The sequence below is a fragment of the Roseibium sp. HPY-6 genome, from assembly GCF_040530035.1.
Lineage (GTDB): Bacteria > Pseudomonadota > Alphaproteobacteria > Rhizobiales > Stappiaceae > Roseibium.
Window position 1 is genome coordinate 2,298,663 of sequence record NZ_JBEWCD010000002.1, and the last position, 24,645, is coordinate 2,323,307.

The 24,645-nt window shown below is 57.3% G+C and carries 25 protein-coding genes; 9 read left to right on the plus strand and 16 right to left on the minus strand.

The window, feature by feature from the left end:
• Nucleotides 1-303: 303 nt before the first annotated feature.
• Together ABVF61_RS21635 and ABVF61_RS21640 are read left to right on the plus strand one after the other, a co-directional pair.
• A complete protein-coding gene (locus ABVF61_RS21635; protein ID WP_353995606.1) occupies nucleotides 304-906 on the plus strand; it encodes a TetR/AcrR family transcriptional regulator in 603 nt (200 codons plus the stop codon).
• Between the two features lie 33 nt (nucleotides 907-939).
• Nucleotides 940-1,227 carry a YciI family protein gene (locus ABVF61_RS21640; protein ID WP_353995607.1) on the plus strand — a complete coding sequence of 96 codons (288 nt, stop codon included), beginning with the start codon at nucleotides 940-942 and terminating at the stop codon, nucleotides 1,225-1,227.
• A 90-nt stretch (nucleotides 1,228-1,317) separates the two neighbouring features.
• On the opposite strand, the gene metG is transcribed toward ABVF61_RS21640, so the two are convergent.
• The 3 genes from metG to ABVF61_RS21655 form a co-directional block, all read right to left on the minus strand.
• Nucleotides 1,318-2,838, minus strand: a complete 1,521-nt coding sequence (gene metG / locus ABVF61_RS21645; RefSeq protein ID WP_353995608.1) for a methionine--tRNA ligase — start codon at nucleotides 2,836-2,838, stop codon at nucleotides 1,318-1,320.
• Between the two features lie 495 nt (nucleotides 2,839-3,333).
• The gene (locus ABVF61_RS21650) at nucleotides 3,334-4,329 is read right to left on the minus strand and encodes a YeiH family protein (RefSeq protein ID WP_353995609.1); all 996 of its coding nucleotides are present in this window, start codon (nucleotides 4,327-4,329) and stop codon (nucleotides 3,334-3,336) included.
• An 11-nt stretch (nucleotides 4,330-4,340) separates the two neighbouring features.
• Complete coding sequence (locus ABVF61_RS21655; RefSeq protein WP_353995610.1) at nucleotides 4,341-5,765, minus strand: cytochrome-c peroxidase; 1,425 nt, start codon at nucleotides 5,763-5,765, stop codon at nucleotides 4,341-4,343.
• Here ABVF61_RS21655 and ABVF61_RS21660 point away from each other — a divergent pair.
• Nucleotides 5,706-6,146 (plus strand): tetratricopeptide repeat protein, encoded by a 441-nt coding sequence (locus ABVF61_RS21660; RefSeq protein WP_353995611.1) that lies wholly within the window; start codon nucleotides 5,706-5,708, stop codon nucleotides 6,144-6,146. The two genes, ABVF61_RS21655 and ABVF61_RS21660, sit on opposite strands and share 60 nt — an antisense overlap.
• A gap of 204 nt (nucleotides 6,147-6,350) precedes the next feature.
• On the opposite strand, the gene ABVF61_RS21665 is transcribed toward ABVF61_RS21660, so the two are convergent.
• The 6 genes from ABVF61_RS21665 to ABVF61_RS21690 are packed head-to-tail and all read right to left on the minus strand — an operon-like array spanning nucleotide 6,351 to nucleotide 12,135.
• Nucleotides 6,351-7,409, minus strand: a complete 1,059-nt coding sequence (locus ABVF61_RS21665) for a TRAP transporter substrate-binding protein (RefSeq protein ID WP_353995612.1) — start codon at nucleotides 7,407-7,409, stop codon at nucleotides 6,351-6,353.
• A gap of 27 nt (nucleotides 7,410-7,436) precedes the next feature.
• Nucleotides 7,437-8,927 (minus strand): TRAP transporter large permease, encoded by a 1,491-nt coding sequence (locus ABVF61_RS21670; protein ID WP_353995613.1) that lies wholly within the window; start codon nucleotides 8,925-8,927, stop codon nucleotides 7,437-7,439.
• Nucleotides 8,927-9,517, minus strand: a complete 591-nt coding sequence (locus tag ABVF61_RS21675) for a TRAP transporter small permease (RefSeq protein ID WP_353995614.1) — start codon at nucleotides 9,515-9,517, stop codon at nucleotides 8,927-8,929. The genes ABVF61_RS21670 and ABVF61_RS21675 overlap by 1 nt, the downstream gene beginning before the upstream one ends.
• 58 nt (nucleotides 9,518-9,575) lie before the next feature.
• Nucleotides 9,576-10,091: a flavin reductase family protein gene (locus ABVF61_RS21680; RefSeq protein WP_353995615.1), complete on the minus strand. Its 516-nt coding sequence runs from the start codon at nucleotides 10,089-10,091 to the stop codon at nucleotides 9,576-9,578.
• Nucleotides 10,091-10,981 (minus strand): aldo/keto reductase, encoded by an 891-nt coding sequence (locus tag ABVF61_RS21685; RefSeq protein WP_353995616.1) that lies wholly within the window; start codon nucleotides 10,979-10,981, stop codon nucleotides 10,091-10,093. The genes ABVF61_RS21680 and ABVF61_RS21685 overlap by 1 nt, the downstream gene beginning before the upstream one ends.
• Nucleotides 10,981-12,135 (minus strand): LLM class flavin-dependent oxidoreductase, encoded by a 1,155-nt coding sequence (locus ABVF61_RS21690; RefSeq protein WP_353995617.1) that lies wholly within the window; start codon nucleotides 12,133-12,135, stop codon nucleotides 10,981-10,983. Before ABVF61_RS21690 ends, ABVF61_RS21685 begins: the two co-directional genes overlap by 1 nt.
• Before the next feature lie 231 nt (nucleotides 12,136-12,366).
• Between ABVF61_RS21690 and ABVF61_RS21695 the strand changes: the two genes are divergently transcribed.
• Entirely contained in the window at nucleotides 12,367-13,077 is a 711-nt protein-coding gene (locus tag ABVF61_RS21695) for a GntR family transcriptional regulator (RefSeq protein ID WP_353995618.1), read from the plus strand.
• A 36-nt stretch (nucleotides 13,078-13,113) separates the two neighbouring features.
• A complete protein-coding gene (locus ABVF61_RS21700) occupies nucleotides 13,114-14,238 on the plus strand; it encodes a Gfo/Idh/MocA family protein (protein ID WP_353995619.1) in 1,125 nt (374 codons plus the stop codon).
• 100 nt (nucleotides 14,239-14,338) lie between these two features.
• On the opposite strand, the gene ABVF61_RS21705 is transcribed toward ABVF61_RS21700, so the two are convergent.
• Nucleotides 14,339-14,770, minus strand: a complete 432-nt coding sequence (locus ABVF61_RS21705; RefSeq protein ID WP_353995620.1) for a hypothetical protein — start codon at nucleotides 14,768-14,770, stop codon at nucleotides 14,339-14,341.
• Between the two features lie 219 nt (nucleotides 14,771-14,989).
• Here ABVF61_RS21705 and ABVF61_RS21710 point away from each other — a divergent pair, with 219 nt between their 5' ends.
• Nucleotides 14,990-17,680: an SH3 domain-containing protein gene (locus ABVF61_RS21710; protein WP_353995621.1), complete on the plus strand. Its 2,691-nt coding sequence runs from the start codon at nucleotides 14,990-14,992 to the stop codon at nucleotides 17,678-17,680.
• Nucleotides 17,681-17,738: 58 nt separating this feature from the next.
• Here the strand turns inward: ABVF61_RS21710 and ABVF61_RS21715 are convergent, their stop codons facing one another.
• Nucleotides 17,739-18,200: an Lrp/AsnC family transcriptional regulator gene (locus ABVF61_RS21715; RefSeq protein WP_353995622.1), complete on the minus strand. Its 462-nt coding sequence runs from the start codon at nucleotides 18,198-18,200 to the stop codon at nucleotides 17,739-17,741.
• A 104-nt stretch (nucleotides 18,201-18,304) separates the two neighbouring features.
• Here ABVF61_RS21715 and ABVF61_RS21720 point away from each other — a divergent pair, with 104 nt between their 5' ends.
• The 3 genes from ABVF61_RS21720 to ABVF61_RS21730 all read left to right on the plus strand — a co-directional run bounded on the left by ABVF61_RS21720 (nucleotide 18,305) and on the right by ABVF61_RS21730 (nucleotide 21,880).
• Complete coding sequence (locus ABVF61_RS21720) at nucleotides 18,305-19,771, plus strand: aminotransferase class V-fold PLP-dependent enzyme (RefSeq protein ID WP_353995623.1); 1,467 nt, start codon at nucleotides 18,305-18,307, stop codon at nucleotides 19,769-19,771.
• Between the two features lie 14 nt (nucleotides 19,772-19,785).
• Entirely contained in the window at nucleotides 19,786-20,574 is a 789-nt protein-coding gene (locus tag ABVF61_RS21725; RefSeq protein ID WP_353995624.1) for a class II glutamine amidotransferase, read from the plus strand.
• A 190-nt stretch (nucleotides 20,575-20,764) separates the two neighbouring features.
• A complete protein-coding gene (locus ABVF61_RS21730) occupies nucleotides 20,765-21,880 on the plus strand; it encodes a class I SAM-dependent methyltransferase (RefSeq protein ID WP_353995625.1) in 1,116 nt (371 codons plus the stop codon).
• Between the two features lie 72 nt (nucleotides 21,881-21,952).
• Here the strand turns inward: ABVF61_RS21730 and ABVF61_RS21735 are convergent, their stop codons facing one another.
• From ABVF61_RS21735 to ABVF61_RS21755, 5 genes are all read right to left on the minus strand, one after another.
• The gene (locus ABVF61_RS21735) at nucleotides 21,953-22,318 is read right to left on the minus strand and encodes a SpoIIAA family protein (protein WP_353995626.1); all 366 of its coding nucleotides are present in this window, start codon (nucleotides 22,316-22,318) and stop codon (nucleotides 21,953-21,955) included.
• A 130-nt stretch (nucleotides 22,319-22,448) separates the two neighbouring features.
• Nucleotides 22,449-23,069 carry an HD domain-containing protein gene (locus tag ABVF61_RS21740; protein ID WP_353995627.1) on the minus strand — a complete coding sequence of 207 codons (621 nt, stop codon included), beginning with the start codon at nucleotides 23,067-23,069 and terminating at the stop codon, nucleotides 22,449-22,451.
• Between the two features lie 48 nt (nucleotides 23,070-23,117).
• Nucleotides 23,118-23,690: a helix-turn-helix domain-containing protein gene (locus tag ABVF61_RS21745; RefSeq protein WP_353995628.1), complete on the minus strand. Its 573-nt coding sequence runs from the start codon at nucleotides 23,688-23,690 to the stop codon at nucleotides 23,118-23,120.
• 78 nt (nucleotides 23,691-23,768) lie between these two features.
• Entirely contained in the window at nucleotides 23,769-24,179 is a 411-nt protein-coding gene (locus tag ABVF61_RS21750) for a VOC family protein (protein WP_353995629.1), read from the minus strand.
• The gene (locus tag ABVF61_RS21755) at nucleotides 24,176-24,613 is read right to left on the minus strand and encodes a GFA family protein (protein WP_353995630.1); all 438 of its coding nucleotides are present in this window, start codon (nucleotides 24,611-24,613) and stop codon (nucleotides 24,176-24,178) included. The genes ABVF61_RS21750 and ABVF61_RS21755 overlap by 4 nt, the downstream gene beginning before the upstream one ends.
• Nucleotides 24,614-24,645 lie beyond the last annotated feature (32 nt).

The window sequence follows — 24,645 nt, forward strand, 5'->3', positions numbered from 1 at the left end:
TTTCTTGCCGTGTGGCGCGGGACTTGCGCGCCTCGCCTGAGCCTGAATTTAGAAAAGTGTTCCTGACAGCTGCCTGTCAGGATTGCTTAGGTCTTCCCTTCACAAACGTGTGAGGCGCGAAAAATTCACCCCTGAGTTTTCTCCCGGCACTCTTCTGCAATCCATGCGACGAGGTTTAATTCCAAAGGCACAGGAAGTACGTTGACGAATTAGGTCAATTGTCCTAATTGGAAATAGGTCGTTCGTCCTAAACTCTCAAGCCGGCAGTCGACCCGTTAGAGTTGTGACGTTGCAGGAGTGCCCATGAAAGCCGAAGCCACACGGCAAAAAATCGTCGAAAGAGCGGATGAGCTGATTTACGCAAAGGGATTTGGCGAGACGTCTTTTGCCGATATCGCCGGCGCTGTCGGCATTTCGCGCGGCAATTTCTACTATCACTTCAAATCCAAGGACGAGATCCTGGACGCGGTTATCGAGAAACGGCTGGCGGACCGTGAACAGCTTCTCGCAATCTGGGGCGAGACATCTGACGATCCGCTCAAACGCATCGAATGTTTCATCAAGATCGTCGTCGTGAACCAGACCAAAATCATGGCCTATGGTTGTCCGGTCGGCACGCTGACGGCTGAACTTGCCAAGATCGATCATGGATCGGGAGCAAAGGCCAACGAGATCCTCGCCCTGTTCCGGGACTGGCTGACCCGGCAGTTTCTTGAGCTTGGCTGCGGCGACGAAGCGTCTGCGCACGCCCTTCATGTGCTCAGCTGGAGCCAGGGCGTTGCCACACTGGCGCAAGCCTTCAAGGACGAAGCCTTCGTTCGCCGTGAAGTGGAACAGATCCTCAGCTGGGCCGAAGCGGCCAAGAAACAGGCTGACCATGCGCTGAAGGGTGCTTCAGGTCGCTGACAAATTTTGCAAATCGGCATCAAGGAGAAAAAGATGTTTGTCGTCACACTGACTTTTGCTGACAACAAGGTGAGGGCGGGCGAGCTTATGGAGGGGCACAAGGACTGGATCACAAAAGGCTTTGATCAGGGCCTCTTTCTGATGGTTGGCAGCCTTCAGCCGAACGCGGGCGGCGGTATCATCGCTCACAATACGACACGCGAAGACCTGGAAGCCTTTATCGCTGGAGACCCCTTCGTGGCCGAACAGGTCGTCAAGGCACAAATCCTTGAAATCACCCCCGCACGCATGGACGAGCGTCTGCAGTTTCTGGCGGCATAAGGCTCCGCAGAATCACAAGCCTCGGCCAGGTCAGAATGAAAAAAGCGCCCGGAAAGGGCGCTTTTGTGTTTGCTTTATCCGGCCCGGCCTCTACTGAACCCGCGGAAACAGCGGCTGGATGTCGCCGAGTTCGGTGCCGCCGGGCAATCTGTCCAATTCCGGTTTCCAAGGACGCGCGACATCGGTCACGTTCAGCATGGCAAGCGCCTTGCCGGCGGATACCGGAATCACCTGTTGCAGCGCTTCCATGACGATGCGCAGGCAATCGAGGCCGACATAAACAACGGTGCGGGCGCGGTCCTGGGTTTCTTCGGACTTGAAGAGTGTCCAGGGGGCCTGCTTGTCGAAATAGTTGTTCATCTCCGCTGCGGCGTCGATGATGGACTGCATCCGCGCCGGAATGTCGGCCAGATCGATCCATTCACCCATACCCGCGGTCGCTTCCAGCACGGACTGTCGCAAGGCCTCGTCTTCCGGCGTGAGCGCACCCTTGACCGGGAGCTTGCCGTCGAACTTGGACTTGGCGAACTTGGCGGCGCGCGAGAGCAGGTTGCCGAGCTTGTTGTTCAACTCACTCTCGTAGGTCTGTGCGATCAGCTCAACCGAGATCTGGCTGTCGCTGTCCGCGCGCATGTGGCGGGCAAGATACCAGCGCAGCGCATCAACACCGAGCTTGTCCATCACCTCGATCGGATCGACCACGTTGCCGATGGACTTCGACATCTTGACCCCGCCGGCTCCGACCCAGTGGCTGTGCACGGAGAGCTTTTTCGGCAAAGGCAGATCGGCGGCCATCAGCATCAGCGGCCAATAGACGCCGTGCGGCTTCAGAATGTCCTTGCCGATCATGTGTTCGCAAACGGCCCACCAGTCCTGGTAGCCGTCATCCGGCCAGTTGATGTTGGTCAGGTAGTTGGCGAGTGCGTCGAACCAGACATAGGTGACGAAATCAGTGTCGAAAGGCAGTTCGACCCCGAGGGTCACACGGGATTTCGGCCGTGAAATGCACAGATCGTCAAGCGGTTCGGCGAGCATCTTCTTGAGCTCGTTCTTGAACGGCTCGGGCTGCACGAAATCCGGATTGTCGTCGATGTGCTTCAAGAGCTTCTCGCGGAACGGTTCCATCTTCAGGAAGTAGTTGGTCTCGTCCGTCTGCTCGACCTTCATCGTCGGATGCAGCGGGCACTGTCCGTCCTCGTTGAGGTCGCTCTCTTTCTTGAACTCCTCGCAGCCCTTGCAGTAGATGCCGGTATATTGCTTCTTGACGATCAGGCCTTTGTCGAAGATGCGTTGCTCCATCTCCGCGACAGCCTTCTTGTGGCCTTCGCGGCTGGTACGCACGAAATAGTCGAATTCAACGCCGAGCTTCTCGAACACATCCCGGAACTCCGCACAGCGCATGTCGAGATATTCCTCGACCGGCATGTTGAGGTCCTGCGCGGCTTCCTGGTTTTTCTGGCCATGCTCGTCAACACCGGTGGAGAGCTTGAGCTCATATCCGAGAGCCAGGCGGTTACGCTTGAGGATGTCGGCCATGATGGACGTGAAAGCGTGACCGATATGCGGAGAACCGTTGACGTAATAGATCGGGGTCGTGATGTAGCTTTTCATCCAAACGCTTTCGAATTTTCGGGGCCTTGCCGGAAGACGCGCTGAAACGTTTTCCGCATGCTGCAGCGTGCCCGTGAATGGGACCGCAGCTATATTTCACACTCAAGGGATCAAGGAAAGCCCCGGGTCGGGTTTCTGACATCAATGTGGGGTTCCCGGGCTGGAAGGCAATGCTCCGGTATTGCCGGCTTTGACTGTCATTCGTGCACCGGCTCGCACGGGGGAAACTCCGACGGGGACGACAAAACGGTGCGAATTCCGAATTCTCACAACAAAGGCTGATTGTTTCCCGCCGTGTCATCCCTGCGAAGGCAGAGATCCGGTATTCTCCTGTCTGACCGTCTTGTTCAATTGCCGTCCAAACGGAGTGTTGGGTCCCGGCTTTGCTGCTGACGCGCCGAACCGGGACGACAACCCGAGAGTGCCCCATCTTGGTCCACCGGGCCAAAGTGGCGCTCCCATTCATCAGGCAGCGAGTACGCGGACCAAACGCCGCTACCCGATCACCCATATGCCCGCGAGAACGAAGAGAGCCAAAAACACCGTTTGCGTCACCAGCATCCAGATCGCCGGGCCGCCGACTTCAAGAAGTTTCGGGATCGACGTTTTCATGCCGACTGCCGCAATCGCCGCCAGCAAGGCCCAACGGGACACCTGACCGGCCAGTTCCTTGGCCGTTTCGGGTATGAGGCCGAAGGAGTTGATGGCCGCCAGGATCAGGAAAGCGACCACGAAAAGCGGCATGAGCGGTGGCCGGGCGGATCCGACTTCGCTCGCACTGCGCAAGATCAGGGCGGCTATGAGAACGAGAGGCGCCAGAAGCGTCACCCGGATCAGTTTGACGAGTGTTGAAAGATCGCCTGTTTCGTTCGAGATCGAGAAGCCTGCTCCGACCACCTGCGCAACATCGTGAATGGTTCCGCCCAAAAAGACGCTGGTTGCATCGACCGAGAGGCCGAGGCTCGCGGTTAGGATTGGATAAAAAATCATGGCGAGTGTCGACAGAACGGTCACGGTAATGACCGTGAAGGCAAGGTCGCGTTCGGCGTTTTCCCGCTTTGGAAGTATCGAACCGATCGCCATTGCGGCAGACGCACCGCAGATCGCGACAGCGCCGCCCGACAGAAACGAAAACAGCCGGTCTTTTCCGAAAAAACGTCCGATCAGCAGGGAAAAGCCGATGGTTGCGAGGACACCAAGAATGACCAGCAGCAGAAACGGCAGCCCTAGCGCCTGGACCATATCTATGCTGATCCGCACGCCGAGCAAAGCGACACCGATGCGCAACAGCGTACGTGCCGCGAATGCGATTCCGTCTGACGTGCGCGGCTCCTCTGACAGGAAATTGAGGGGCATGCCGAGCAGGATCGCCATCAGCATGGCAGGCGCGCCATAGTGCTCATTCAGAAACTGGGCGGAGATGGCGACAAGGCCGGCAATTGCAATGCCGGGAAAAAGCTGATTTGCCCGGCTCTTTAAAGCTTTGATCATGAGGGTCCTGTCTACGGTCGGTCGACCGGAAGACCGCTTGGTACGCTCTCTGGTATGCCAAAGGGCGGTTCGGAAACGGACCTTGTACCCGTCAGTGCCTTCAAGAAGGCGACGAGGTCTGCGATTTCACGGTCGGTGAGGGATATTGGCTCGATATCCCTGAAGCGAGCATGTCTTGCCATTTCGCGTTTGTCGTTGAAGACCACGAAATCAATAGGTTCCAGCCACGGTGCCTCCGGGAGGTTTGCCATATCCGGTTGCCAGCTTTCAAGCATCGCGTGTGAGTCCAGATGATGACGGACAATGCCTTCAAGTGTCGGGTAGGCACCGTTGTGTCCATAAGGAGCCGTCAGTTCAACGTTTCGCAACATGGGCGTGCGGAACCGGTAGGCGTCCTCGAGCCTGTCGCTTTCACCCATGCGCCCCACATCGCGCACCATCGGGTCAAACCGCCGGGTGCGGCCCGGACCGAACGGCGGCAGGCCGAGCGCGTGGAATTTCTGATCGCTGAGAAGTTGGCCGGAATGGCAGCTCGCGCAGTTGGCCTTGCCGTAGAAGAGGTCCAGTCCGCGTTTCTGCTCAGCCGATAGTGCGTTGTCGTCGCCGGAAAGAAACTGGTCGAACGGGCTGTCGAAGCTTGTCCACTCAATGGCCTGGAAAGCCGCGAGGGCGTTGGCGATTTCTGAAATAGTGACCTGTGCGGGCTCTTCGATATGATCAAAGGCCTCGACGAACAACTTTCCGTATTCCGGGATGACCCGGACCCGTTTGGCCAGAATCGGCCAGGACGCATCAATCCGGTCGTGAACAGCGCCGGCGATTTCGTTTTCCTTCGGGTTGCCGGCCATCTCGAACTGGGCGACCAACGGGAAAATGGCCTGGGCCCCCAGCAGCGTTTCGAGCCCCTCGGGCAACCATTCTTCTGCGGGTGAATTGAAGCCGTTCTCATAGTCATCGGAAATCGAAAGGCGGCCGTCGTGAAACAGGGTGTGAAGCTCTTTTGCGCCTAGGTTCCAGAGGCCTGGAGCATTTCTCGGAATCCGTTTCTTAATCCTGTTTTCAGCGACGAGGGCGGTCCGGTGCCGTCCAAGACCTTCGCCGCCTTCACCGATCCCGAGAGAAAGCCCGTCACCGGTCCCAAGAGACGGATGATGGCAGGTCGCACAGGCAATATTCCTGTTTCCCGAGAGAATCCTGTCGTAAAAGAGGAGTTGGCCGAGTGCGGCCTGCTTCTTGTCGAATGCGATGAAATCGTCTTCGTTCAGGGGAGGCGGCAGGTCTGCTGCAAGTGCTGGAGCGGACAGAAAAACAACGAGTGGGATTGAACGAAACAGATGAAGAAGACGCTGACCGCCGCCCTGATCGGATGTGCTCTTATGGCGGTACCGGCCAAGGCCGAAATTGAAGCCGCCCGCGACCTGATGGAGGCCGGACAATTCGAGGAGGCGCGCAAGGAGCTTTGGCCGGCCGCGCGCTCCGGCAATGCGGATGCCGAGGAACTCATCGGCGTCATGTACGCCATGGGGCTCGGCGTTGAGCGGGACGATCAACGGGCTTTCGAGTGGTATCTCAGGAGTGCCATGAAAGGGCACCCGGGCGCTCAATCCGGGATCGGCTGGTACTACGAAGTCGGCAGAGGCATGCCCGCACCGGATCTCGTGCGCGCCTACATGTGGTACACGCTGTCGGCGATCGGGGGCGACCCCGACGCTGCGATCTCGCTGGAGGAGGTTGTGAAGAAAATGACCAAGGAAGAGATCGAAAAGGCGCATATTCTGGTCGATGATTACAAGGTCTGGATGTATCCGTTCCGGTGAGGTTTCCACCCGGTTTGTTTGACATCCCGGCCAAGCGTAACGCGAGCCGGGGTCAGAGCGCTACAACAAAAGTGATTGCGCTCAGCAACCCTCGCTGCGTGTTTTCCAGTGCCGGATCTCGGCATAAGCCGCGTCCGGAATGACGAAAGCAGGGAAAATTGCGAACGCGCCCGGCCTCGGCCGGACGCGTCTGGTCAACTAACCTTAGTTCAGGTCGGCGTCGCGTGCGCCGTTGATGTCGGTTTCAGCTGCCTGGACGGCTTCTTCCAGAGCACCGAAGATCTCACCACCGCGGGCGACATTCGACTTGAACCAGTCATAGACCGGAGAAGCGGCTTCCTTGAAGGCAGCCTTTTCTTCAGGCGTCGGCACATAGAGATCACCGCCACCGGCGACAAAATCTTCGTAAGCCTGGATGGACTTGCGCTTCGGCGAAGCGAACGTTGCCTGCTGAAGGGCATAGAAGCCGTCCACAACGACACGGCGCATGTCTTCCGGCATGGAGAGGAACTTCTCGTTGCTCATCCACCACAGCGCGCCCATGTAGGCGTGGCCGTCAAGCGTGACATATTGCAGGCCGGCATCCGGGAACTTCATGCCCATGATGTCGGTGATGCCGTTCTTGGAGCCTTCGACAACACCGGTCTGGAAGGAGGTGAACAGTTCCGGCCACGGAATCGGCGTCGGAGAGGCACCGAGTGCCTTGACCAGTTCCTGCGGAAGGTCAGCTACAACGGTCCGGATCTTCAGGCCTTCCATGTCGGCAGGAGCTGCTACACGGCGCTTCGTATTGGCAAAATTCCGCCAGCCACCGGTGTTGCCGACCGTCATCAGGCGGATCGTGTTGTCGGAATCTTCAAGAGCCATGCCGCGCATGGTCCGGACGAAGTCACCGGAAAGAACGTGCTCGGCGATACGGTCGTCGGACATCATGTAGGGCAGGTCGAGAACCTGCACATACGGGAAGATGCCCGAGGCACCGCCCGAGGTGGAGATGTAGATGTCGATGGCACCGCCTGCGACACCCTGAAGACATTCCGCGCCGTTCGAGCAGAGCTGTGTGCCAATGAAGAGTTCAACTTCGATCGCGCCGTTGGATGCGGCTTCCACGAAGTTCTTGAAAACGACAAGACCGTCATAATCCTCGTCGTTCTCGTTGGAGTTTGCAGTTGCGCGCAGCGTGTAATCTGCGGCAACGGCACTCAATGACGATCCGGCAAGCATTGCCGCGACAGTGAGTGTTTTAAGGGCAGATTTGAGCATCAGGTACCTCCCATATTAAGCTCAAGATCAGTTGGCAAATCCGGTCAATCGAGGGATCGTCATCGAAAGTGCCGGTATGTAGGTGATCAGGAAGATCACCGCGATTTCTACCGCCAGGAACGGCAGAATAGCCTTGGCGATGGTTTCAACCCTTTCCTTTGAAACCGACGCTGCAACAAATAGGACCAGTCCCATGGGCGGTGTCGCCAGACCAATGGTCAGGTTCACGCTCATGATGATCGCAAAGTGAATGGGATCAACGCCCAATTCCACAAAGATTGGCCCGAGGATCGGTCCGAGAATGATGATCGCCGGGCCCGCGTCCAGGAACATGCCGACGATGAACAGCAGCAGGTTGATCAGGAACAGCAGGATTAGCGGGTTTTCAGACAGCGACAGCACGAAATCCGCCATGATCTGCGGTGCGTAGCTGAGGCTGACAACGGTCTTGAACGCCATGGCAGCTCCCACCAGCAGCAAAACCACGGCAGACGTGATCCCGGCTCTGTTCAAGATGCCGGGAATTTCCTTCACCTTGATGGAGTGCAGCACGAAAAAACCGATAATCAGGGCGTAGGCCACAGCAACTGCCGCGGCTTCCGTCGGCGTGAACACACCGATGAGAATGCCGCCAAGAATGATGATCGGCGTCTGCAGCGGGGCAACGGCCTTCTTGCATACCATTCTGAAATCGTCTGAAACGGCTCCGCGCAGACCCATCAGAATGAAATGCGAAATGCCCAGAAGCGCGACGAATAGGATTGCCGTTGTGCCGCCAGTGAGCTCGAGCGATGTCTGACCGACAATGCCGAAAGCGATGGCAATCAGCACGGATGCAAGGTTGATCCTGAGCAGGGCAAACGACACCCAGTACTCAACAGTCGCCATTTTCTGACCCGGGTTCACGATCCTCTGGGCCTTGGGCAGATCGTACTTATCCGCCATGAGACGGACGACGAGCATGAGGCCGACGCCGACCATCACGCCGGGCACGATGCCGGCGAGGAAGAGCGCAGCCACGCTCTCACCCATGACATAGGCGTAAATGATCATGATGCCGGACGGCGGAATGATCGGCCCGATGACCGAGGAGGCTGCCGTAACAGCCGCGGCGAACCGGCGGGTATAGCCCTGTTTTTCCATCGCCGGGATCAGCATCGAGCCAAGCGCAGATGTGTCGGCAACGGCCGAGCCGGAAAGGCCTGCAAAGAGCATCGAAGACAGGATGTTCACGTGCGCCAGACCGCCGCGCAGGTGTCCCATGAGCGCCTGGCTGAATTCCACAAGTCGGGTCGTGATGCCGCCTTTGTTCATCAGCTCGCCGGCGAGCATGAAAAATGGAATCGCCATCAGAGGAAAGCTGTCCATGCCGTTGTAAACGTTACGGTAAAGCAACGTGATGTCGCGTTCTTGTCCGCTCATCCACAACAGGATGCCCGGTGCTGCGAGCAGACCGAAAAAGACCGGCAGGCCGATCATCAGGAAGAACAGGAAGACGGGGAGGAACCAGATCAGCATCAGTCAGCCCCCGCCATGTCAGCATCCGGAATGGCCGGCAGGCGATCGTCGCCGCCAACGATTGAAATCACGCTTCGAAGAATGAGCTCAATGTTCACCAGGGTGAGGAGAACGACCCCAACCAGAAGCGACATCATCATCCAGCTTCTCGGCACGCGGATCCATTCCGTCAAGGTGAAATTGCCCGGTACATAGAGGGACGCGGTCGCAAACTTGCCGCCGAAGCCGGTCACCTCTGCATAGCCGATCTGCACGGCGATCACGAGAACAAGGAGCGAGATAAGCAGCAGAAAGAGCGAGAGAAGCCGTCCAATGGCTTGGGGCAGCGCATGACCGAGCATGTCGATCGCCACGAACCCGCCGCGCCGGAAGGCGGTTGGCGCCATGAGCCCGGTCATCCACAACATGCAAAAACGCGCCGCCTCGTCAGGCCAGGGCAGCGCGTTGTTGAACACGTATCGGAAAACAACCTGAATCAAGATCGCAATGACCATCAAGGCCACCGCAACGATGCCTATCGCCCGGCCTATCCGCAACAGCTGCGAATTGACGTAGGCGAGCGGTGCAAGAACCGCCAGCAATGCCCCCATACGGGCTCCTCCCTAGTACTTCTTATCCGACCGGGCGATTCCGTCCGACCGTGTGCTCTCATTCTGGAGCGATTTGTCCGAGTTTGCCTGCAAAAAAAGTCAGCGCCTCCCCGTGGCGCATTTCTGCCTGCATGACCTGACCCAAGACTATCAGGTGATCGCCGCCTTCATAAGCAGCAAAACGCTTGCATTCGAAACGGGCAAGGCAATGCTCGATCAGCGGCACACCGTTTTCATCGATGGTGTGCGGCAGCTGGTCGAAGGCGTGTGCATTGCGCACAAAGCCGTTGCATACCTCAGCCTGATGATGACTGAGAACATGAATGGCGTAGTTTTCTGCCGTTTCGAAATACTGGAACCGGCGCGAACCTTTGTCCGGCATCCAAAGAACAAGCGGCGGATCAAGCGAGACGGACGAAAAGCTGTTGGCGGTAATGCCGACGGGTCCGTCATGTGACCCTGTGGTGACGACGGTCACCCCTGTGGCAAAACGGCCGAAGGCGTCGCGCAGGAGCCGGGTGTTTTCGGTATGCGGTTCAAAGGTAACGGGATGATTGGCATTTTGCATGGTCATCAGGGTACCTCGTTTCCAAGGGCGGCTTCATAGAGCCGGTACCAGGTTTCACGATCAAGGGTGACTTTCAGCGCGTCCGAGATTTTCGCGATGCGGTCAGGGTTGTTCGTTCCCATCACCGGCAGCAGTTTTGCAGGGTGAGCGAGAAGAAACGCGACCGCGACGGCAGACCTGTCGACGCCAAATTGCGCGGCAATCTCGTCAAGAACTTCACCGAGTTTCCCGCTTCCGGAGACTAAGGCGCCGCCGCCGAGCGGGGACCATGCCATGAGCTTGGTGCCAAGACGCTGATGAAAGGCAAGATCGCCATTCGTGAACGGAGAAATCTCCGCCAGCGATATTTCAATCTGGTTCGTCACGAGCGTGTTGGACATGGCGGATTGCAGCAACTCCCAGTCCCACGGACGGAAATTGGAAACGCCGATGTTTTTCACCTTGCCGCTTTTGACCAGATTGTCGAGCGCAGCGCCGGTCTCATGGTGATCCATGAGTGGGTCCGGACGGTGAATGAGCAACAGATCGATCGTTTCAATCCCCATGTCGCTCAGCGAATTTTCAACCGATCTGTCGATATGCGCGCGCGACGTGTCGTAGTATTTCACCTTCGCATCCGCGTATCGGCCAACCGGGGCGACGATGTCGCACTTCGTGACGATCTCCATGCTGTTGCGCAGGGACGGATTGGCTTTCAACGCGCCGCCAAGAACTGCTTCAGCAGCGTAGCCACCATAGATGTCAGCCTGGTCGAACGTGGTGATACCCTGGTCCAGGCACAGTTGGATTTTCTTTTCCACATATGCGGGCGACGTGTCCGCATCGTCGCCGAGCCGCCACATGCCATAGATCAGACGGGAAAATTCCAGAGTGTCGGAGAGTTTGACACGTTCCATTAGCGGCGGACTCCATTGCCAAGCGGGGTTGCAGGTGTTTCGGCCGGAACGCGGCCATAGGCGTGGGGCAGGGAGCAGGTCTTCAGGTTCGGTAAGACGCGCGCCCCGAAATGCTTTGCCTCTTCGATGTGCGGGTAGCCGGAGAAGATGAACGCGCGAATGCCCATCTTCTGGTAGGCCTCGATTTTCGACATGACCTGGTCGGCAGAGCCGACAAGCGCGGCACCACATCCGGACCGGGCCCGGCCGACACCTGTCCAGAGGTTCGACTCTATGTAGCCGAATTCGTCTGCAACTTCCCGGTTCTTTGCCTGATGGCTGACGCCGAGCGACTTTGCGTCGAGGGCGCGTTCACGAATGGCCGTACCCTGAACGTCGTCCAGCTTCGAGACGATATAGTCGGCATATTCCTGCGCTTCTTTTTCCGTGTCTCTGACAATCATGTGGACGCGCAGGCCGTAATCGAGTGTGCGGTCGTATTTCTCCGCAACCTCGTTAACCGCCTTCATGCGGCCTTCAAGTTCCTCGATCTTTTCAGGCCACATCAGGTAGACGTCGCAGTGCTGTCCGCACAGCTCAAGCGCCGCCGGAGAGTAACCGCCGAAATAAAGCAGCGGGCCGCCCGTCTGATAGGGTCTTACCGGATCTGTCGTTAAACCCTTGAAGTTGTAGATTTCGCCTTCGTAGTTGATCTCATCCTGTGTCCATGCCTGTTTCAGGATTTCGACAACTTCGCGCGAACGCTGGTAGCGGTATCCGCTGTCGGCCTGTTCCCCCGGAAAGTCCGAAGAAATGATATTGACCGTCAGCCGGCCTTCCAGCATGTGGTCGAGCGTTGCGATCGTACGGGCAAGCATGATCGGCTGCATTTCTCCGCAGCGCACAGCTGCAAGCAGATTGATTTTCTCCGTGATCGGCGCGCAGCCGGCAACGAAAGAGAGCGTGTCCTGACCGACCTGATAGGACGACGGGCACAGGATATTGCGAAAACCTTGTTCTTCCGCGGTTGTCACAATCTCCGAGCAATGCTTCCAGGACGAGCGCAAGTCACCTTCCGGAAACCCCAGAAACTGGTAGTCGTCCGAGCACAACGCGGAGAACCAGGAAACTTCCGCTGCATCGAGGTCCGGAGATGTCACTGGGACAACAGTCATTCATTTTCTCCCTGGAGCCGCCTGCACTGGTTCTGACGCAGGTCGCGGGCTCTAACTCATTCAAATCGATCTGTTTTCAGCAGCTGGACCGCGAACGATCGGGGTGATTTCGGATCTGGGTTTCGTTTGATTTCGAACGGGTTCACTTTACCGTCGATTTATTCTTGCTTATCATCCGCATTGATGTAAATCAATAGTGTATCAATTTAAAAGCCAGGCCGCCCGAACGCCATGCAATCATCGTCGCAGACCTCAAATGCGCTGCCGCTCTATTTGCAGATCAGTGAGCTTCTGATCAGGGATATTGCCGCCGGACGACTGATCGATGGAGAGCGTCTGCCACCTGAACGCGACATGGCGGATGAATTGGGTATTTCCATCGGAACGCTCCGAAAGGCGCTTGCCGACCTTACGGAGAAAGGCTTACTCGAACGGGTCCAGGGTTCGGGGAACTACATACGCCAGGGCCGTACTCAGCAGAGCATCTACGCGATGTTCCGGCTGGAGCTCCTGAGCGGAGGCGGTTTGCCACGGGCTGACATCCTGAGCACGGAGCGTCTGCGGAAGCCGGACGAGTTTCCTGAGTTCGGCAAAAGTCCGGAAGGCACGCGGATCCGCAGGTTGAGATATCTCAACGATGTCGTGATAGCCGTCGAGGAAATCTGGCTTGACGGTGATGCGGGTTTTGTGAAACGAGACCTGCTTTCGGACTCCCTTTACAGGTTCTACCAGAAGCATCTCGGATTCTGGATCACGCGCGCAGAAGATCGTGTGACGATAGGAGAGGTGCCAGACTGGGCTCCGCAGGATTTCACACTTGTGCCGGGGACAGTCACGGGTTTCATCGAGAGGTTCAGCTGGTCAGACCGGCCGGAACCGGTCGAATATTCACGCACCTGGTTCGACACGAACAGGGCGCATTACGTACAGCGGTTGAAATAGGCGGGCCGCAAGAAGCCCGCCGTGAAGGAGACTTGGATGCCTGCGAAGGTAAGATATGGTGTTATCGGCTGCGGAATGATGGGACAGGAGCATCTGCGTAACATCGCGCTGCTGCCGGACACCGAGGTCACAGTAATATTTGAGCCCGACGCAGAGATGTCGGCGAAAGCCGCCGAGATCACCCCGTCGGCAAAATTCGTCTCCTCCGTCAGCGATCTCCTTGAGGTGGAGGAGTTGGACTGCATCCTGATTTCCAGTCCGAACCACTGTCATGTCCCGCAGATGCAGGAGATCCGACAAAAACGCCCGTTGCCGCTGCTTGTTGAAAAGCCGCTGTTCACGGACCCGAAGGAACAGGCGGAACTTGAAGCATTCAAGGCGGCTTACCCGGCACCGATCTGGGTCGCGATGGAATACCGTTATATGCCGGCAATTGCCGCATTGATCGATCAGGTTGACGATGCGACGGGCGGCATCAAGATGCTGACGATCCGCGAGCACAGGTTTCCGTTCCTTGAAAAAGTGGGTGCCTGGAACCGGTTCAACCGCTACTCCGGCGGCACGTTTGTTGAAAAGTGCTGTCACTTTTTCGATCTGATGCGGCTGTTGATGAAATCCGAGCCGGTTCGCGTGATGGCGTCCGCCGGGCAGGACGCGAATCACAAGGACGAGGTCTACGACGGCGAACAGCCTGACATTCTCGACAATGGCTATGTGATTGTAGACTTCGAGAACGGCGCGCGTGCATTGCTCGATCTGTGCATGTTCGCTGAAGGCTCGAAGTATCAGGAAGAGGTCGTCGCGATCGGGCCACAGGGAAAAATCGAGGCATTTGTTCCCGGTCCCAGCCGCTTCTGGCCGGAAGATCTAGGCGAGCCACCCGTCGCGCAGCTTGTCGTTTCGCCGCGCAACCCGAAAGGACCGCGCAGCATCGATATCCCTGTAGATCCGGCACTGCTCGATGCAGGAGACCACAACGGGTCCACGTTTTATCAGCATGAACGTTTCGTGGCAGTTGTGCGCGGTGAAATCGCGTTGCCGGAAGTCTCCCTTGAAGACGGGTGGCGCGCTGTGGAAATGGGCCTGGCCGCTCAGCAATCCGCGCGTTCAGGTCAGGTTGTTTCGCTCTCTTCTCCTGGCGTTTCTTCGGTTGCCTGCTGAGGACTTCAGTGTTGCACAGGTGTCAGCAGGCGCGTTGAATATAGTGTAATCAAGAGATTAGACGGACCGGCGCGAATGCGGACGCGCCGGTCCGCATTTGCTACCACCGATCGACGGGCCGCACGATGGGGGCTGTATTCGTGCTGAAACCGTTTCGTCCGCGGCGCAAATTGAATTCACGTATTGCGACTTTGTATTCGCGACCATTGTGGGTGTTTTTGCACTGCTGTGTGCGAAGTGCGAGGTTGTTCGGCACGCCCTTGTGGTTCTGAACCAAAACACAGAACAAATCGTAGCGGCCATTTAGCTCCACGTGCCGCCTTGCTCCCTGTGCGACAACGATCTGGCGATGGCGATTGAAACCGTTATCGAACAACAGAAAATTGCAGTACTTGGCATTGCCGCCGGGTGTCTTTGTGCTTTCGCAGAAAAAGGTTTCGGCTTCTGCCGCTGAAGGTGCGAAAGTTACTGCGAGCAGGGCGAGACCTGCGCCACTCAACAAGGCTCTCAAAGCGAATTTTCCGGGCATCATTGTCAAAACCTCCTAGCCTTACAGGCCTTTGAAATCTGTGTCATGCTGCTGTGAGAACGAACTTAGCGCGGTGTGTTTTCCATGACCTGTGACGCTGGACACAGGCAAAAATTGCTGCGAAAGATTGGTTCCGTAATTCGGATTGCATACTCTGAAAAGATAACCAGAAGCTGCATTCGTTATTGAAGATAAAGCATTTTCCGCCTTTGGGAGGGCCAGATGCGCAAGATTCTTTCGGTCATTTTGTCATCAGCATTGATCGCACAAACAGTGCTGGTCCATGGGGCATATGCCGCGCCGGCGGTCACAACGGCCAATGTGAATTTCAGGCAGGGCCCGGGCACAGGTTTCGGATCCCTGGGCACGGTGCCCAATGGAACACAGGTCGAGCTTGAAAACTGTGATGACACCGGTGCCTGGTGCACGGTCAGCTACAACGGTCAGAACGGCTTTATCAGCGGACAGTATCTTCAATTGACCGAACCGGAACAGACAACGGGGTGGCCGCGGTCTTTTGAAACAGACGGCGGTGCGACCCTCGTTCTGTATCAGCCGCAGTTCACGGCCTGGGACGATTTCAAGTCGCTCAAGGCGCTGGTGGCTGCCGAGTATGTCAAAGACAAGGATGCGCAGCCGGTCTTTGGGGTGATCGGGGTCAGCGGCGAAACAGTTGCAGACCCGGCGAACGGCGAAGTTGCGGTCAGCAATATTCGCGTTACGGAACTGGATTTTTCAGCCCTTGACCGGGCTTCGCTCACAGATCTCACGCTGCAGGTCGGCAAGATCATGCCCACCGGAACCATTACGGTAAAAGAGGACAGGATCACGGCGGGTCTCGCCGAATATCAGCGCATGGAGGACGTGAATGGTCTCAATTCCGAAGCGCCTCCGATTTTCATCTCAACCGAGCCAGCGATCCTGGTTCAGACCGAGGGCGCGCCCATCCTGGCGCCTGTAAAAGGGGACCAGGGCTTGAGTTTCGTGGTCAACACCAACTGGGACGTCTTGAAGATCGACGATACGGAGGAATTCTATCTCCGCGACGAAAAATCCTGGCTGATGACCAAGGATGTCTCCAGCGGCTGGGAAACGGTTTCGGCGCTGCCGGATCTTATTACCCACCTGCCCGAAGACGACAACTGGTCTGAAACCCGCGAGGCGATCCCGCCGCAGCCGTTCCCTGACGACAAAGCGCCGAAAGTTATCTATTCCGATAAGCCCGCCGAAATGATCGTTTTCGAAGGTGAGCCGAAGCTTGAGCCTGTCGAGGGTACCAATCTTGAATGGGCATCCAACACGGACAGCGATGTCTTTTTCCTGAAGACCACGTCAACCTGGTACATTCTGGTTTCGGGACGCTGGTTCAAATCGGCCTCGCTCGACGGACCGTGGGTATTCACGACGCCAGACATGCCGTCCGATTTCCTGAATATTCCGGAAAATGCACCCTATTATTCCGTGAGATCCTCCATTCCGGGCACATCCGAAGCGTCGCAGGCACGCCTCAAGGCGAGCATTCCGACGACAGCCCGCGTGGAAGTCGGGTCCGTCAGCGCCGATATCGCCTATGCCGGTGATCCGGAATTTGAGCCGATCGAAGGAACCTCAATGTCCTACGCGGTCAACACGAACGACCAGGTCATTCAGGTTGGCGCGAAATATTACGTTCTTCAGAACGGTGTCTGGTTCGTCGGTGACAGCCCGGAAGGGCCATTTGTCGTGGCAACGTCTGTGCCCGACGAGATTTACACGATCCCGCCATCGTCTCCGGTCTACAACACCACATATGTTCGCGTTTACGAAACCGAACCCAACGCGGTCTGGTACGGCTACACAATGGGGTATGTAACCGGCTTCCTTGCCTGGGGCGTCTTTGTCTATGGAACCGGGTGGTACTATCGCCCGTGGTACCGGCCGGGCATCCGACCGATCTATTTTCCTCGCCTGGTGACCTACGGCATCGGTGCCTTCTATAACCCTGTTCGGGGCGTTTATGGACGCTACGGTTATGCGTATGGCCCAAGGCGCGGCATTGCCGGGGGTGGTATCTACAATCCCCGCACCGGTGGTTACATTCGCGGCGCGGCAATCAGCGGCCCACGCGGCAGCGCGGGTTTCATAACCGCCTACAATCCGCGCACCGGCAACCGTATCGTTGCTGGAGGTGCCCGCGGAATTTACGGATCATGGGGCGGCGCAGCTGTGTCCGGGCCGCAATGGTCGCGCACCCGGGATATTCAAGCCGATGCGGTGCAAAGGTGGAAACAGGATGGAAATCTCGGACGTGTCGCCAGCCTTGATCGGCGCAACGATGTCTTTGCCGGCCGTGACGGTTCGGTCTACCGGCGCGACGGCGAAAACTGGCAGAAGTTTGAAGGTGGCCGCTGGGGAGACGTAGCAGCTCCGTCGCGCGAGAATTTGCAGAACCGTTTGGGCGAGATCGGTACCGGCGCCGCGATTGGGGCCGGGGCAGAGGCTGCGATTGCAAACCGTCCGGCGGGCGACAGATTGCAGAACCGGCCGAATGCCGGGCAGGGCAATCTCCAGAGACCACAGAACCTTCCCGCGGGCCAACGTCCGAACGTGAATCGTCCGGCGAACCAGCCGGACACACAACGACCGAATGTTCAGCGGCCTGCACAGCAACCCAATGTGCAACGACCGAACGTGCAACGCCCTGCGCAGCGGCCGGCAACCCGTCCGGCTCCGCAGACACGGCCCGCGCCAGCCCACCTGAACAGGGACAGGAAAGCCCGCAATGCCGGCAACCGACAGGTCAACCGGCAACGCAACGTTCAGCGGACAAGACCTCAGCAGACACGTCCGAAACAGAGCAGGCCGCAGCAGGCGCGTCCGAACCGTGGGGGCGGCAACGTCAAGCGCCGGGGCGGTGGGCACCGCAGGCGCTGAGGCTGCTTTTGACGGAACAAATGCCGCAGCTTTGAGACCACAAGGTGAGCGCTGTCGGTCAGATTGGAAGGTCGCGGGAATCCGCGATCGCTTCCATCGTCATGTAGGACGTCACCGTATCCAGATCGATTTTCTCGATAAGACGCTGATAAACGCGGTCGAACGCGTTCATATCCTCCGCAACGACCTTCAGCATGTAATCGTAGTCACCGGCTACACGGTAAAAGTCGATCACATTGGGAATGGCGGAAACTTCCTGCCTGAAGTTTTGAAGCCAGTCCTTGGAATGATGACGGGTGCGGATCATCACAAAGACCGTAAGGTTGAGGCCGAGACGCGCCGGGTCGAGCCTGATCGTGTGACCTTCGATAAGTCCGCTTTCGTAAAGCGTCTTAAGGCGGCGCCAACAGGCATTTTGCGAAAGGCCCACGATATCGGCGAGTTCGCGTTGCGACAAACGCGCGTCCCGCTGCAGCGCACGCAGCAAAGACCTGTCAATTTGATCGAAAGACTTTTCCATTCGCAATCAAATGACACACAAAATGTCAGTTCGCAAAGGTTTTAGGTGAAGTTTACCAAGTCAGTTTGGTCATATGATTGATTCGAAGGATTTCGGAGATACTTATGACACACGTGACAGGAACCGCACTCGATCATTTCAAGCAGTCACTCGAAGGTCCGCAGTTGATTGAGCGGTTGCGTGCTGGGCTTATTGGAGAAGGCGCAAGCATTGCGGGACCGATGGGCGAATGCGAGCTGATTTACGCCGACTACGTGGCGTCTGGCCGGGCTCTCCGTCAGGTGGAGGAATTTGTCCTGGAAGAAATCCTGCCGGTCTACGCCAATAGCCACACAGAGGCGTCCTATTGCGGCAGCGTCATGACCCGGATACGTGAGGCGGCGCGCTCTGAGATTGCACGCATTTGCAATGCAGACGACCGTTTTGAGACGGTTTTCTGCGGCTCAGGCGCAACCGCGGGCCTTAATCGTCTGGTTCATCTTCTCGGCGTGACGGATGCGGTTGAGCGAGGGGAAAACCCGCTGGTGATCTTGGGTCCCTACGAGCACCACTCCGACATTCTGCCGTGGCGTGAAAGCGGAGCCGAGGTCATGGAACTCGGCGAAGACGCAGCGGGTGGTCCCGATCTACGAGAGCTGGAGGCCGTGCTTGCCGCGGCAGAGAGAGGGCGACTGATCGTCGGGGCCTTTTCGACGATGTCCAACGTTACCGGCATCGTGACCGATGATCAGAAGGTCACACGCATCTTGAAAAAGTATGGCGCTCTGAGCGTTTGGGATTGCGCCGGCTCCGGTCCTTATCTTCCCATTAATTTGCAACCCACCCAAAACGCTCAAAAGGATGCGGTAGTCGTGTCGCCGCACAAGTTCATCGGCGGACCGGCGTCTTCGGGCATCATGATCGTTCGGAAAGACGCCGTGCGCAGAACGGCTCCGGTTTTTCCAGGCGGAGGCACTGTGCGCTTCGTGTCGCCCTGGGGTCACGATTATGCTGAAAACATTTCGGCGCGCGAGGAGGCGGGAACGCCGAATGTCATCGGAGACATCCGGTCGGCACTGGCCTTCCAGGTCAAGGAGGCTATCGGTCAGCGGGTCATGGATGCACGAAACGCAGCCTGGCGCGAAAAAGCACTCGCTGTCTGGAATGAGAACCCGGCAATTGAGATTATGGGGAATCAGACCGCAAAACGTGTTTTGCCCGTGTTTTCGTTCCGGATCCGCGATCTCGAACGTGGCGGTTACATTCATCAGCAACTCGTCACGCGAATGCTGTCCGATGCCTATGGGATACAGGCGCGTGGCGGTTGCGCGTGCGCCGGGCCCTATGCGCATCGCCTGCTCGGTATCGGGCCGGAAGAGTCGCACGCACTGCGCGCGGGCATTCTGTCCGGGGAGGAACTTAAGAAACCCGGATGGACACGGCTGAATTTTTCCGTTCTGCTGACTGAAGAAAAGGCCGGTAAGATCATCGCGGCGGTCGACGAACTTGCGCGCAATCCTTATCCGCTCGCGGACGGATATGCCTGCGATAAGGAAACGGCGCGCTTTAGCGTCGCCAAGGCCGCTGCATAGGAAGGTAATTCAACATGTGCCGGTGGGCAGCCTGGAGCGGAGCTCCAAGATATCTGGAAGAAGTGATCTGCGATCCGGCGCATTCTCTGATTGACCAAAGCCGCAACGCGCTATCTTGCAAGACTGCGGTCAACGCCGACGGTTTCGGTGTTGCCTGGTACGGCGACCGTGAGACGCCTTGCCTCTACAAGGATGTCCGTCCCGCCTGGTCGGACCCGAACCTTCTTCAAATCGCAAGGCATATCCGGTCCGGACACTTTCTTGCGCATGTGCGCGCGTCGACCGGGACTGCGACCACCAGGGACAATTGCCATCCGTTCACGCATGAGCGCTGGACATTTATGCACAACGGTCAGGTCGGGGGATACGACAAGGTTCGCCGGCGTCTCGACAATATGATCCCGGACGACCTTTACAGACATCGCATGGGCGGGACAGACAGTGAGTGCCTGTTTCTGATCGCGCTCGCCTATGGACTTAAGCTGCACCCGCGCGCCGCGATGGCTCGCGCGGTTCATGAAGCTGAAGCGCTGTCCCGATATGCAGGGGTAACACCCCACATGCGTTTTGCGTCGGCCTGGTCGGACGGCACAACCCTTTACGCCGCGCGATACGCGTCTGACAAGTTTGCCCCGACGCTCTATTTTCGCGAATTTTCAGACGGGGTCATGGTTGTCTCAGAACCCTTGGACGAAGCCCCCGATTGCTGGGTTGAAGTGCCGCAAGGCCATATGATCGAAGTCCGCGACGGACGCGTGACAACCCTCGCATTTCATAGCCGCGAAGAGCTTGCCGAAGCCTGAGCCTTGGCACCGTCAGGCTGCAGGAAACACCGTCTTCCGACGAGGTCAAGGCGGACTGCTGAGCGCGGCTTATGCAGCGGGTTTCGTAGCTTAACGTAAAGATTACAAAGCCTTAATTTGTACGTTGGCAAACCATAACCAAATTCTCCGCAGGGACAGATTGTCATGAGACATATGGAGAATAGTCGGGATGGTAACCTATGCTGCCGCGACAAGTGCGCCGGAAGATTATAACGAAAATTCAGCACATCGGCTGAAAGACATCGACGAGCACGGCGAGTTGCTTCGGGAACTCGCGCTTCGCACATTCCATATTGCCGAAACGCCAAAAGTGGCCGATTTCGGCTGTGGTCCGGGACTGTGCAGCTTGAAGGCTGTTCGTCCGGTACTGGAGACCTGGGCTGGTGAGGCTCCCAGGAAACAGCTTTCGGCGTGTTTCGCGGACCTTCCGGGAAACGACTGGGGCGTGTTGCGCGAAACGGTATTCGGGCAACAGGGCCTGGTTTCCGGTCACAATGTGCCGCAGATCGAAATGCTGGCCGGTGACTTTTACAACCAGATGCTGTCCGGCGAATCCGTCTCGTTGGCAATCTCCTTTTTTGCCACCCACTGGCTTCGCAATCCGGTCTATTTGCAGTCTCAGAACGCTTTTTGGTTTTCCGATCTGCAAGCGCACCAATACCAGCGTCTGAGACAGGTTGCGATGGCGGACTTTGCCCTCTTCGTCAAGAAACGCGTCAATGAACTCGTCCCCGGAGGCAGCTTGCTCGTTTCAACCTTGGGATCTTCCTCAGCGGAAACGGCACCGAATGGGATCGTTCCCTCAAACAACGTGGTGGTTCCGTTTACCAGGGAAGTCCTTCAGGACATGGTGGCAGACGGGATACTGGATCAGGTTTTCCTGAACAACTTTCTCTTTCCTGTCTGGTACCTTACCAAGGAAGACGCCAGGCAAGCGATCCTGCAGAACGAGGAACTGGCGGCGAGCTGCGACATAGAACTTGTTCAGGTGAGATCGCGCTCGCGCGAAGACAGCGATCCATACGCCCGCTTTCTGGATCAGCCGGAGGTCTATGCACGAAAGAAAACGCTGTCGGACCGGGCCATTCTTCAGACCACGCTCGAGGAAAACGTCTTCCGCCGGTGCGTACAGTCGCCCGAAGAGCTTCGGCAGCTTTCCGAGGAGTTTTTCGCCCGTATGGAACGAGCGATCCTCAGCGACGTTCTTGCCGGTCCATACCGGCGTCATATCGAGCGCAAACGTATTCTGACGGTTGTTTTGAGAAAGAAGCTGATGACGTGCTGACAAGAGAGGTATTCGGTTGAGCCGCATTGAGGATCTGCCTGTCGTCTCCGTAAACGAGCGATCAGGCGATCCTCAGCTTTCGATCCAATGCCAGGCCGTTTCAATCTCGTCGGTCGCGAAATGCATCTCTTGTATTCCCGCAAACTTGGCGAATGTCGCGTCAACAGCGACAAACGCAGCGATCAATTTGCTGTCTGCGACGATGGCCACTTTTTGCAGATGCGCCATGTGTGTCAACGCCCATTTGACGTCGGTTGTTGCGGCTTCGACCGACAGGGACACATGATCGCCAAGGACTGCGAGGACACTGATCCTGTCGTGTTCCTCGATCAGGTCTTCTGCAACGGCAATCAGTTCCTTCTCCTGCTCGATGTCGATCTTGCCCGTGATCTCGACACCGAGAACCGGACCGTTGCTGCGGGGGAGGATCGTGTACATGGCCGCCTTCCTCTGTTGCGTTTCACCGAGCGTCTTCAGCACTAAATGCTAGAGCACCAGGCGCAACCATAGCAAGCAGGGGACACGACAAATTGGAGGAGCGGTCACCTTCCGGTATCTGCGCTGAGGATTACGCAGTCCCTTCTTTCAAGCTGGAAATAATGGTCTGAGTGTTTCCGTCGACAATGTCCCGGATTTGCGATGTGAGGTCCGAAACGTCGGTACGTGAACGCCCGTAAGTCATATTGAACTCGTGAAATTCGACACTTTGGGGTGGCATCAACTGATGCTGCAAAATCGTCTCGAGCTTGTCGAAGGCCTTGGCGAGGCAGGCCTCCGGTGTTTCAGCTTGCGCGTATTCGTCCCAGAGCGCGAGCATGTCTGCGCCGAGGTCTTCAGGAAGCTCGCGGCAAAGGATCAGAAAGTCCCGGCGTTCGCGTTCCTCACGATCATCACCTTCCTGCTGCAACGGTGCTGGCACGTCGCCGGATATCGCTTCGCCGAGATCATGTATCACACACAGTTTGACCAGCTTCAGAAGATCAATTCCGGCCAGTTCTCTTTCGAACAAGAGGACCATGAGAGAGAGCCGCCAACTGTGTTCGGCGGTGCTTTCCGGTCGTCCCTGGCGCGTTGAGCCGGAACGCAGGGTGTCTTTAAGTCTCTCGCTTTCCTGCAGGAAAGCGAGGATCCCCTCGAGCCGGGGATGAGGGATGGCTGCCGGCGCGGCTGCGAGATCGCTTTTGGTCATGGTGCAGATACTAGCGATCTGTTTGAGGATTGCGACGGTCTGAATATTTTATTCAGCGGCAACCGTGTCATCGCGCACCAGACGTGCGTACCGGCCATCGGAAAGCGCGAGACGGGATATCCGGATACGGCTTTGCGGGATGGTGAGTTCCGCAAATTCGGCACGCTCGGTCTGATAGACAATGTCCGGTCCGAGCGGCTCGAACCAGCCCTTTTCATCGAGCGTGTGCTCGACTTCGCGTATGCTTTGCGATGCGAACCGCCACAATGGTTTGTCCATCAGTTCGGCGACCGGTACGTGCCAGTTTTGGGTGCGCTTGGGAGACGCGGCAAGCAGCCGGTGTGTCAGGTCGCATACAAGATGCACTGGTGTGGAGGCAAAGGAGACAAGCTCCAGGAGAGCCCGGTCCGAAACTGTTTCCGGGCGTGCGCGCAGCAGGCGCGTGATCTTGCGCCGGTCTGTTTCGTCCGGTTCCAGCACGCCGCTTTCCCATCTGGAGATCCGGCTTTGCGACACTCCCAGATCTGCTGCCAAAGCCTGTTGTTTGACGCGGTTCAGAACCCTCCATCTGCGCAGGGAAGGGCCAAGGCTGGATTGTAGTACTGCGGTCTCTTCCGTCATGACGCTATCATAGCGTTATTCATCGAGCCATGGGAGTGCATCAGGTGGTGGATTTCGGGGACGGCTCTTGGACGCAATTCAAGGCGCCTTGAAGGCCCGGCTCGAAATCTGGATGGCATTGCCGTCCGGATCCTTCGCGTTTGCAAATTCATAACCGTCTGCCTGGTGGATTGTCCCGAATTTCAGACCTTTGTCCGCGCAAGCGCTGCTGAAAGCGCCGACGTCTTCCACATCAAAGACAAGCTTTAGGGAAACCTGCCCGAGTTTCTGGGCCTTTCCGGCCTTGTGAAGCAGAAGCCGGGCACCGCCGTCTTCCATGAAGAGCTCGGTGAGCCTGTCTTTTGGTGCCGTCATCACCTTGAAGCCGAAAAAGAACGCATAAAAAGAAGCGCTCATTTCCACGTCGCGCACGTAGAGAATGATCCGATTGATGCCGAGGGCCGGCGATTGGCGTTGATTTGGTGCTGCCAGCCCTTCCGTTGCGCTCATTTTCTCAGTTCGCCTTGCGTAAAAGCGATCGAAGGATCGGATGAGTGCTCGACTTTGTCACCTTCGATGGAAACCCAGTCGTGTTTGCGGTGCTCGTAAACGGAAAACCTCGGACTTGGAAAGTCCGGGTCCGCGAAAGCACCGACCGGGACGGCGATGACGCCGGGCCAGCCCTCGATCACGAAAGCAAGCGTAGAGCCGCAAACCGGGCAGAAGCGATAGGTCGCGACATGCCCGCTGTCGCAATCCCGCTTCCACTCTGAATAGTTGCCGGAAAGGGTCACCTGATCGTCGGGCCAGCGCGCCTGCAGACCAAAGGCACTGCCGGTTCGCTTTTGGCATTCAAGGCAATGGCAGGCGGAAACGCGTACCGGTGTACCTGTACAGACCACACTGAGTTGTCCGCATCTGCAAGACGCACTTCGCTTCATCATTCGCCGGCTCCCACGCTGCCTTTCCAACAGCA

Coding starts and splice junctions, on each gene's coding strand:
- ABVF61_RS21740 (WP_353995627.1), bottom strand. CDS start 23,069: ATGACCAAAAGCGATCTCGCAGCCGCGCCGGCAGCCATCCCTCATCCC.
- ABVF61_RS21690 (WP_353995617.1), bottom strand. CDS start 12,135: ATGACTGTTGTCCCAGTGACATCTCCGGACCTCGATGCAGCGGAAGTT.
- ABVF61_RS21660 (WP_353995611.1), top strand. CDS start 5,706: ATGGCGGTACCGGCCAAGGCCGAAATTGAAGCCGCCCGCGACCTGATG.
- ABVF61_RS21755 (WP_353995630.1), bottom strand. CDS start 24,613: ATGATGAAGCGAAGTGCGTCTTGCAGATGCGGACAACTCAGTGTGGTC.
- ABVF61_RS21695 (WP_353995618.1), top strand. CDS start 12,367: ATGCAATCATCGTCGCAGACCTCAAATGCGCTGCCGCTCTATTTGCAG.
- ABVF61_RS21640 (WP_353995607.1), top strand. CDS start 940: ATGTTTGTCGTCACACTGACTTTTGCTGACAACAAGGTGAGGGCGGGC.
- ABVF61_RS21730 (WP_353995625.1), top strand. CDS start 20,765: ATGGTAACCTATGCTGCCGCGACAAGTGCGCCGGAAGATTATAACGAA.
- ABVF61_RS21750 (WP_353995629.1), bottom strand. CDS start 24,179: ATGAGCGCAACGGAAGGGCTGGCAGCACCAAATCAACGCCAATCGCCG.
- ABVF61_RS21635 (WP_353995606.1), top strand. CDS start 304: ATGAAAGCCGAAGCCACACGGCAAAAAATCGTCGAAAGAGCGGATGAG.
- ABVF61_RS21720 (WP_353995623.1), top strand. CDS start 18,305: ATGACACACGTGACAGGAACCGCACTCGATCATTTCAAGCAGTCACTC.
- metG (WP_353995608.1), bottom strand. CDS start 2,838: ATGAAAAGCTACATCACGACCCCGATCTATTACGTCAACGGTTCTCCG.
- ABVF61_RS21650 (WP_353995609.1), bottom strand. CDS start 4,329: ATGATCAAAGCTTTAAAGAGCCGGGCAAATCAGCTTTTTCCCGGCATT.
- ABVF61_RS21685 (WP_353995616.1), bottom strand. CDS start 10,981: ATGGAACGTGTCAAACTCTCCGACACTCTGGAATTTTCCCGTCTGATC.
- ABVF61_RS21705 (WP_353995620.1), bottom strand. CDS start 14,770: ATGATGCCCGGAAAATTCGCTTTGAGAGCCTTGTTGAGTGGCGCAGGT.
- ABVF61_RS21670 (WP_353995613.1), bottom strand. CDS start 8,927: ATGCTGATCTGGTTCCTCCCCGTCTTCCTGTTCTTCCTGATGATCGGC.
- ABVF61_RS21735 (WP_353995626.1), bottom strand. CDS start 22,318: ATGTACACGATCCTCCCCCGCAGCAACGGTCCGGTTCTCGGTGTCGAG.
- ABVF61_RS21665 (WP_353995612.1), bottom strand. CDS start 7,409: ATGCTCAAATCTGCCCTTAAAACACTCACTGTCGCGGCAATGCTTGCC.
- ABVF61_RS21725 (WP_353995624.1), top strand. CDS start 19,786: ATGTGCCGGTGGGCAGCCTGGAGCGGAGCTCCAAGATATCTGGAAGAA.
- ABVF61_RS21715 (WP_353995622.1), bottom strand. CDS start 18,200: ATGGAAAAGTCTTTCGATCAAATTGACAGGTCTTTGCTGCGTGCGCTG.
- ABVF61_RS21710 (WP_353995621.1), top strand. CDS start 14,990: ATGCGCAAGATTCTTTCGGTCATTTTGTCATCAGCATTGATCGCACAA.
- ABVF61_RS21745 (WP_353995628.1), bottom strand. CDS start 23,690: ATGACGGAAGAGACCGCAGTACTACAATCCAGCCTTGGCCCTTCCCTG.
- ABVF61_RS21675 (WP_353995614.1), bottom strand. CDS start 9,517: ATGGGGGCATTGCTGGCGGTTCTTGCACCGCTCGCCTACGTCAATTCG.
- ABVF61_RS21700 (WP_353995619.1), top strand. CDS start 13,114: ATGCCTGCGAAGGTAAGATATGGTGTTATCGGCTGCGGAATGATGGGA.
- ABVF61_RS21680 (WP_353995615.1), bottom strand. CDS start 10,091: ATGACCATGCAAAATGCCAATCATCCCGTTACCTTTGAACCGCATACC.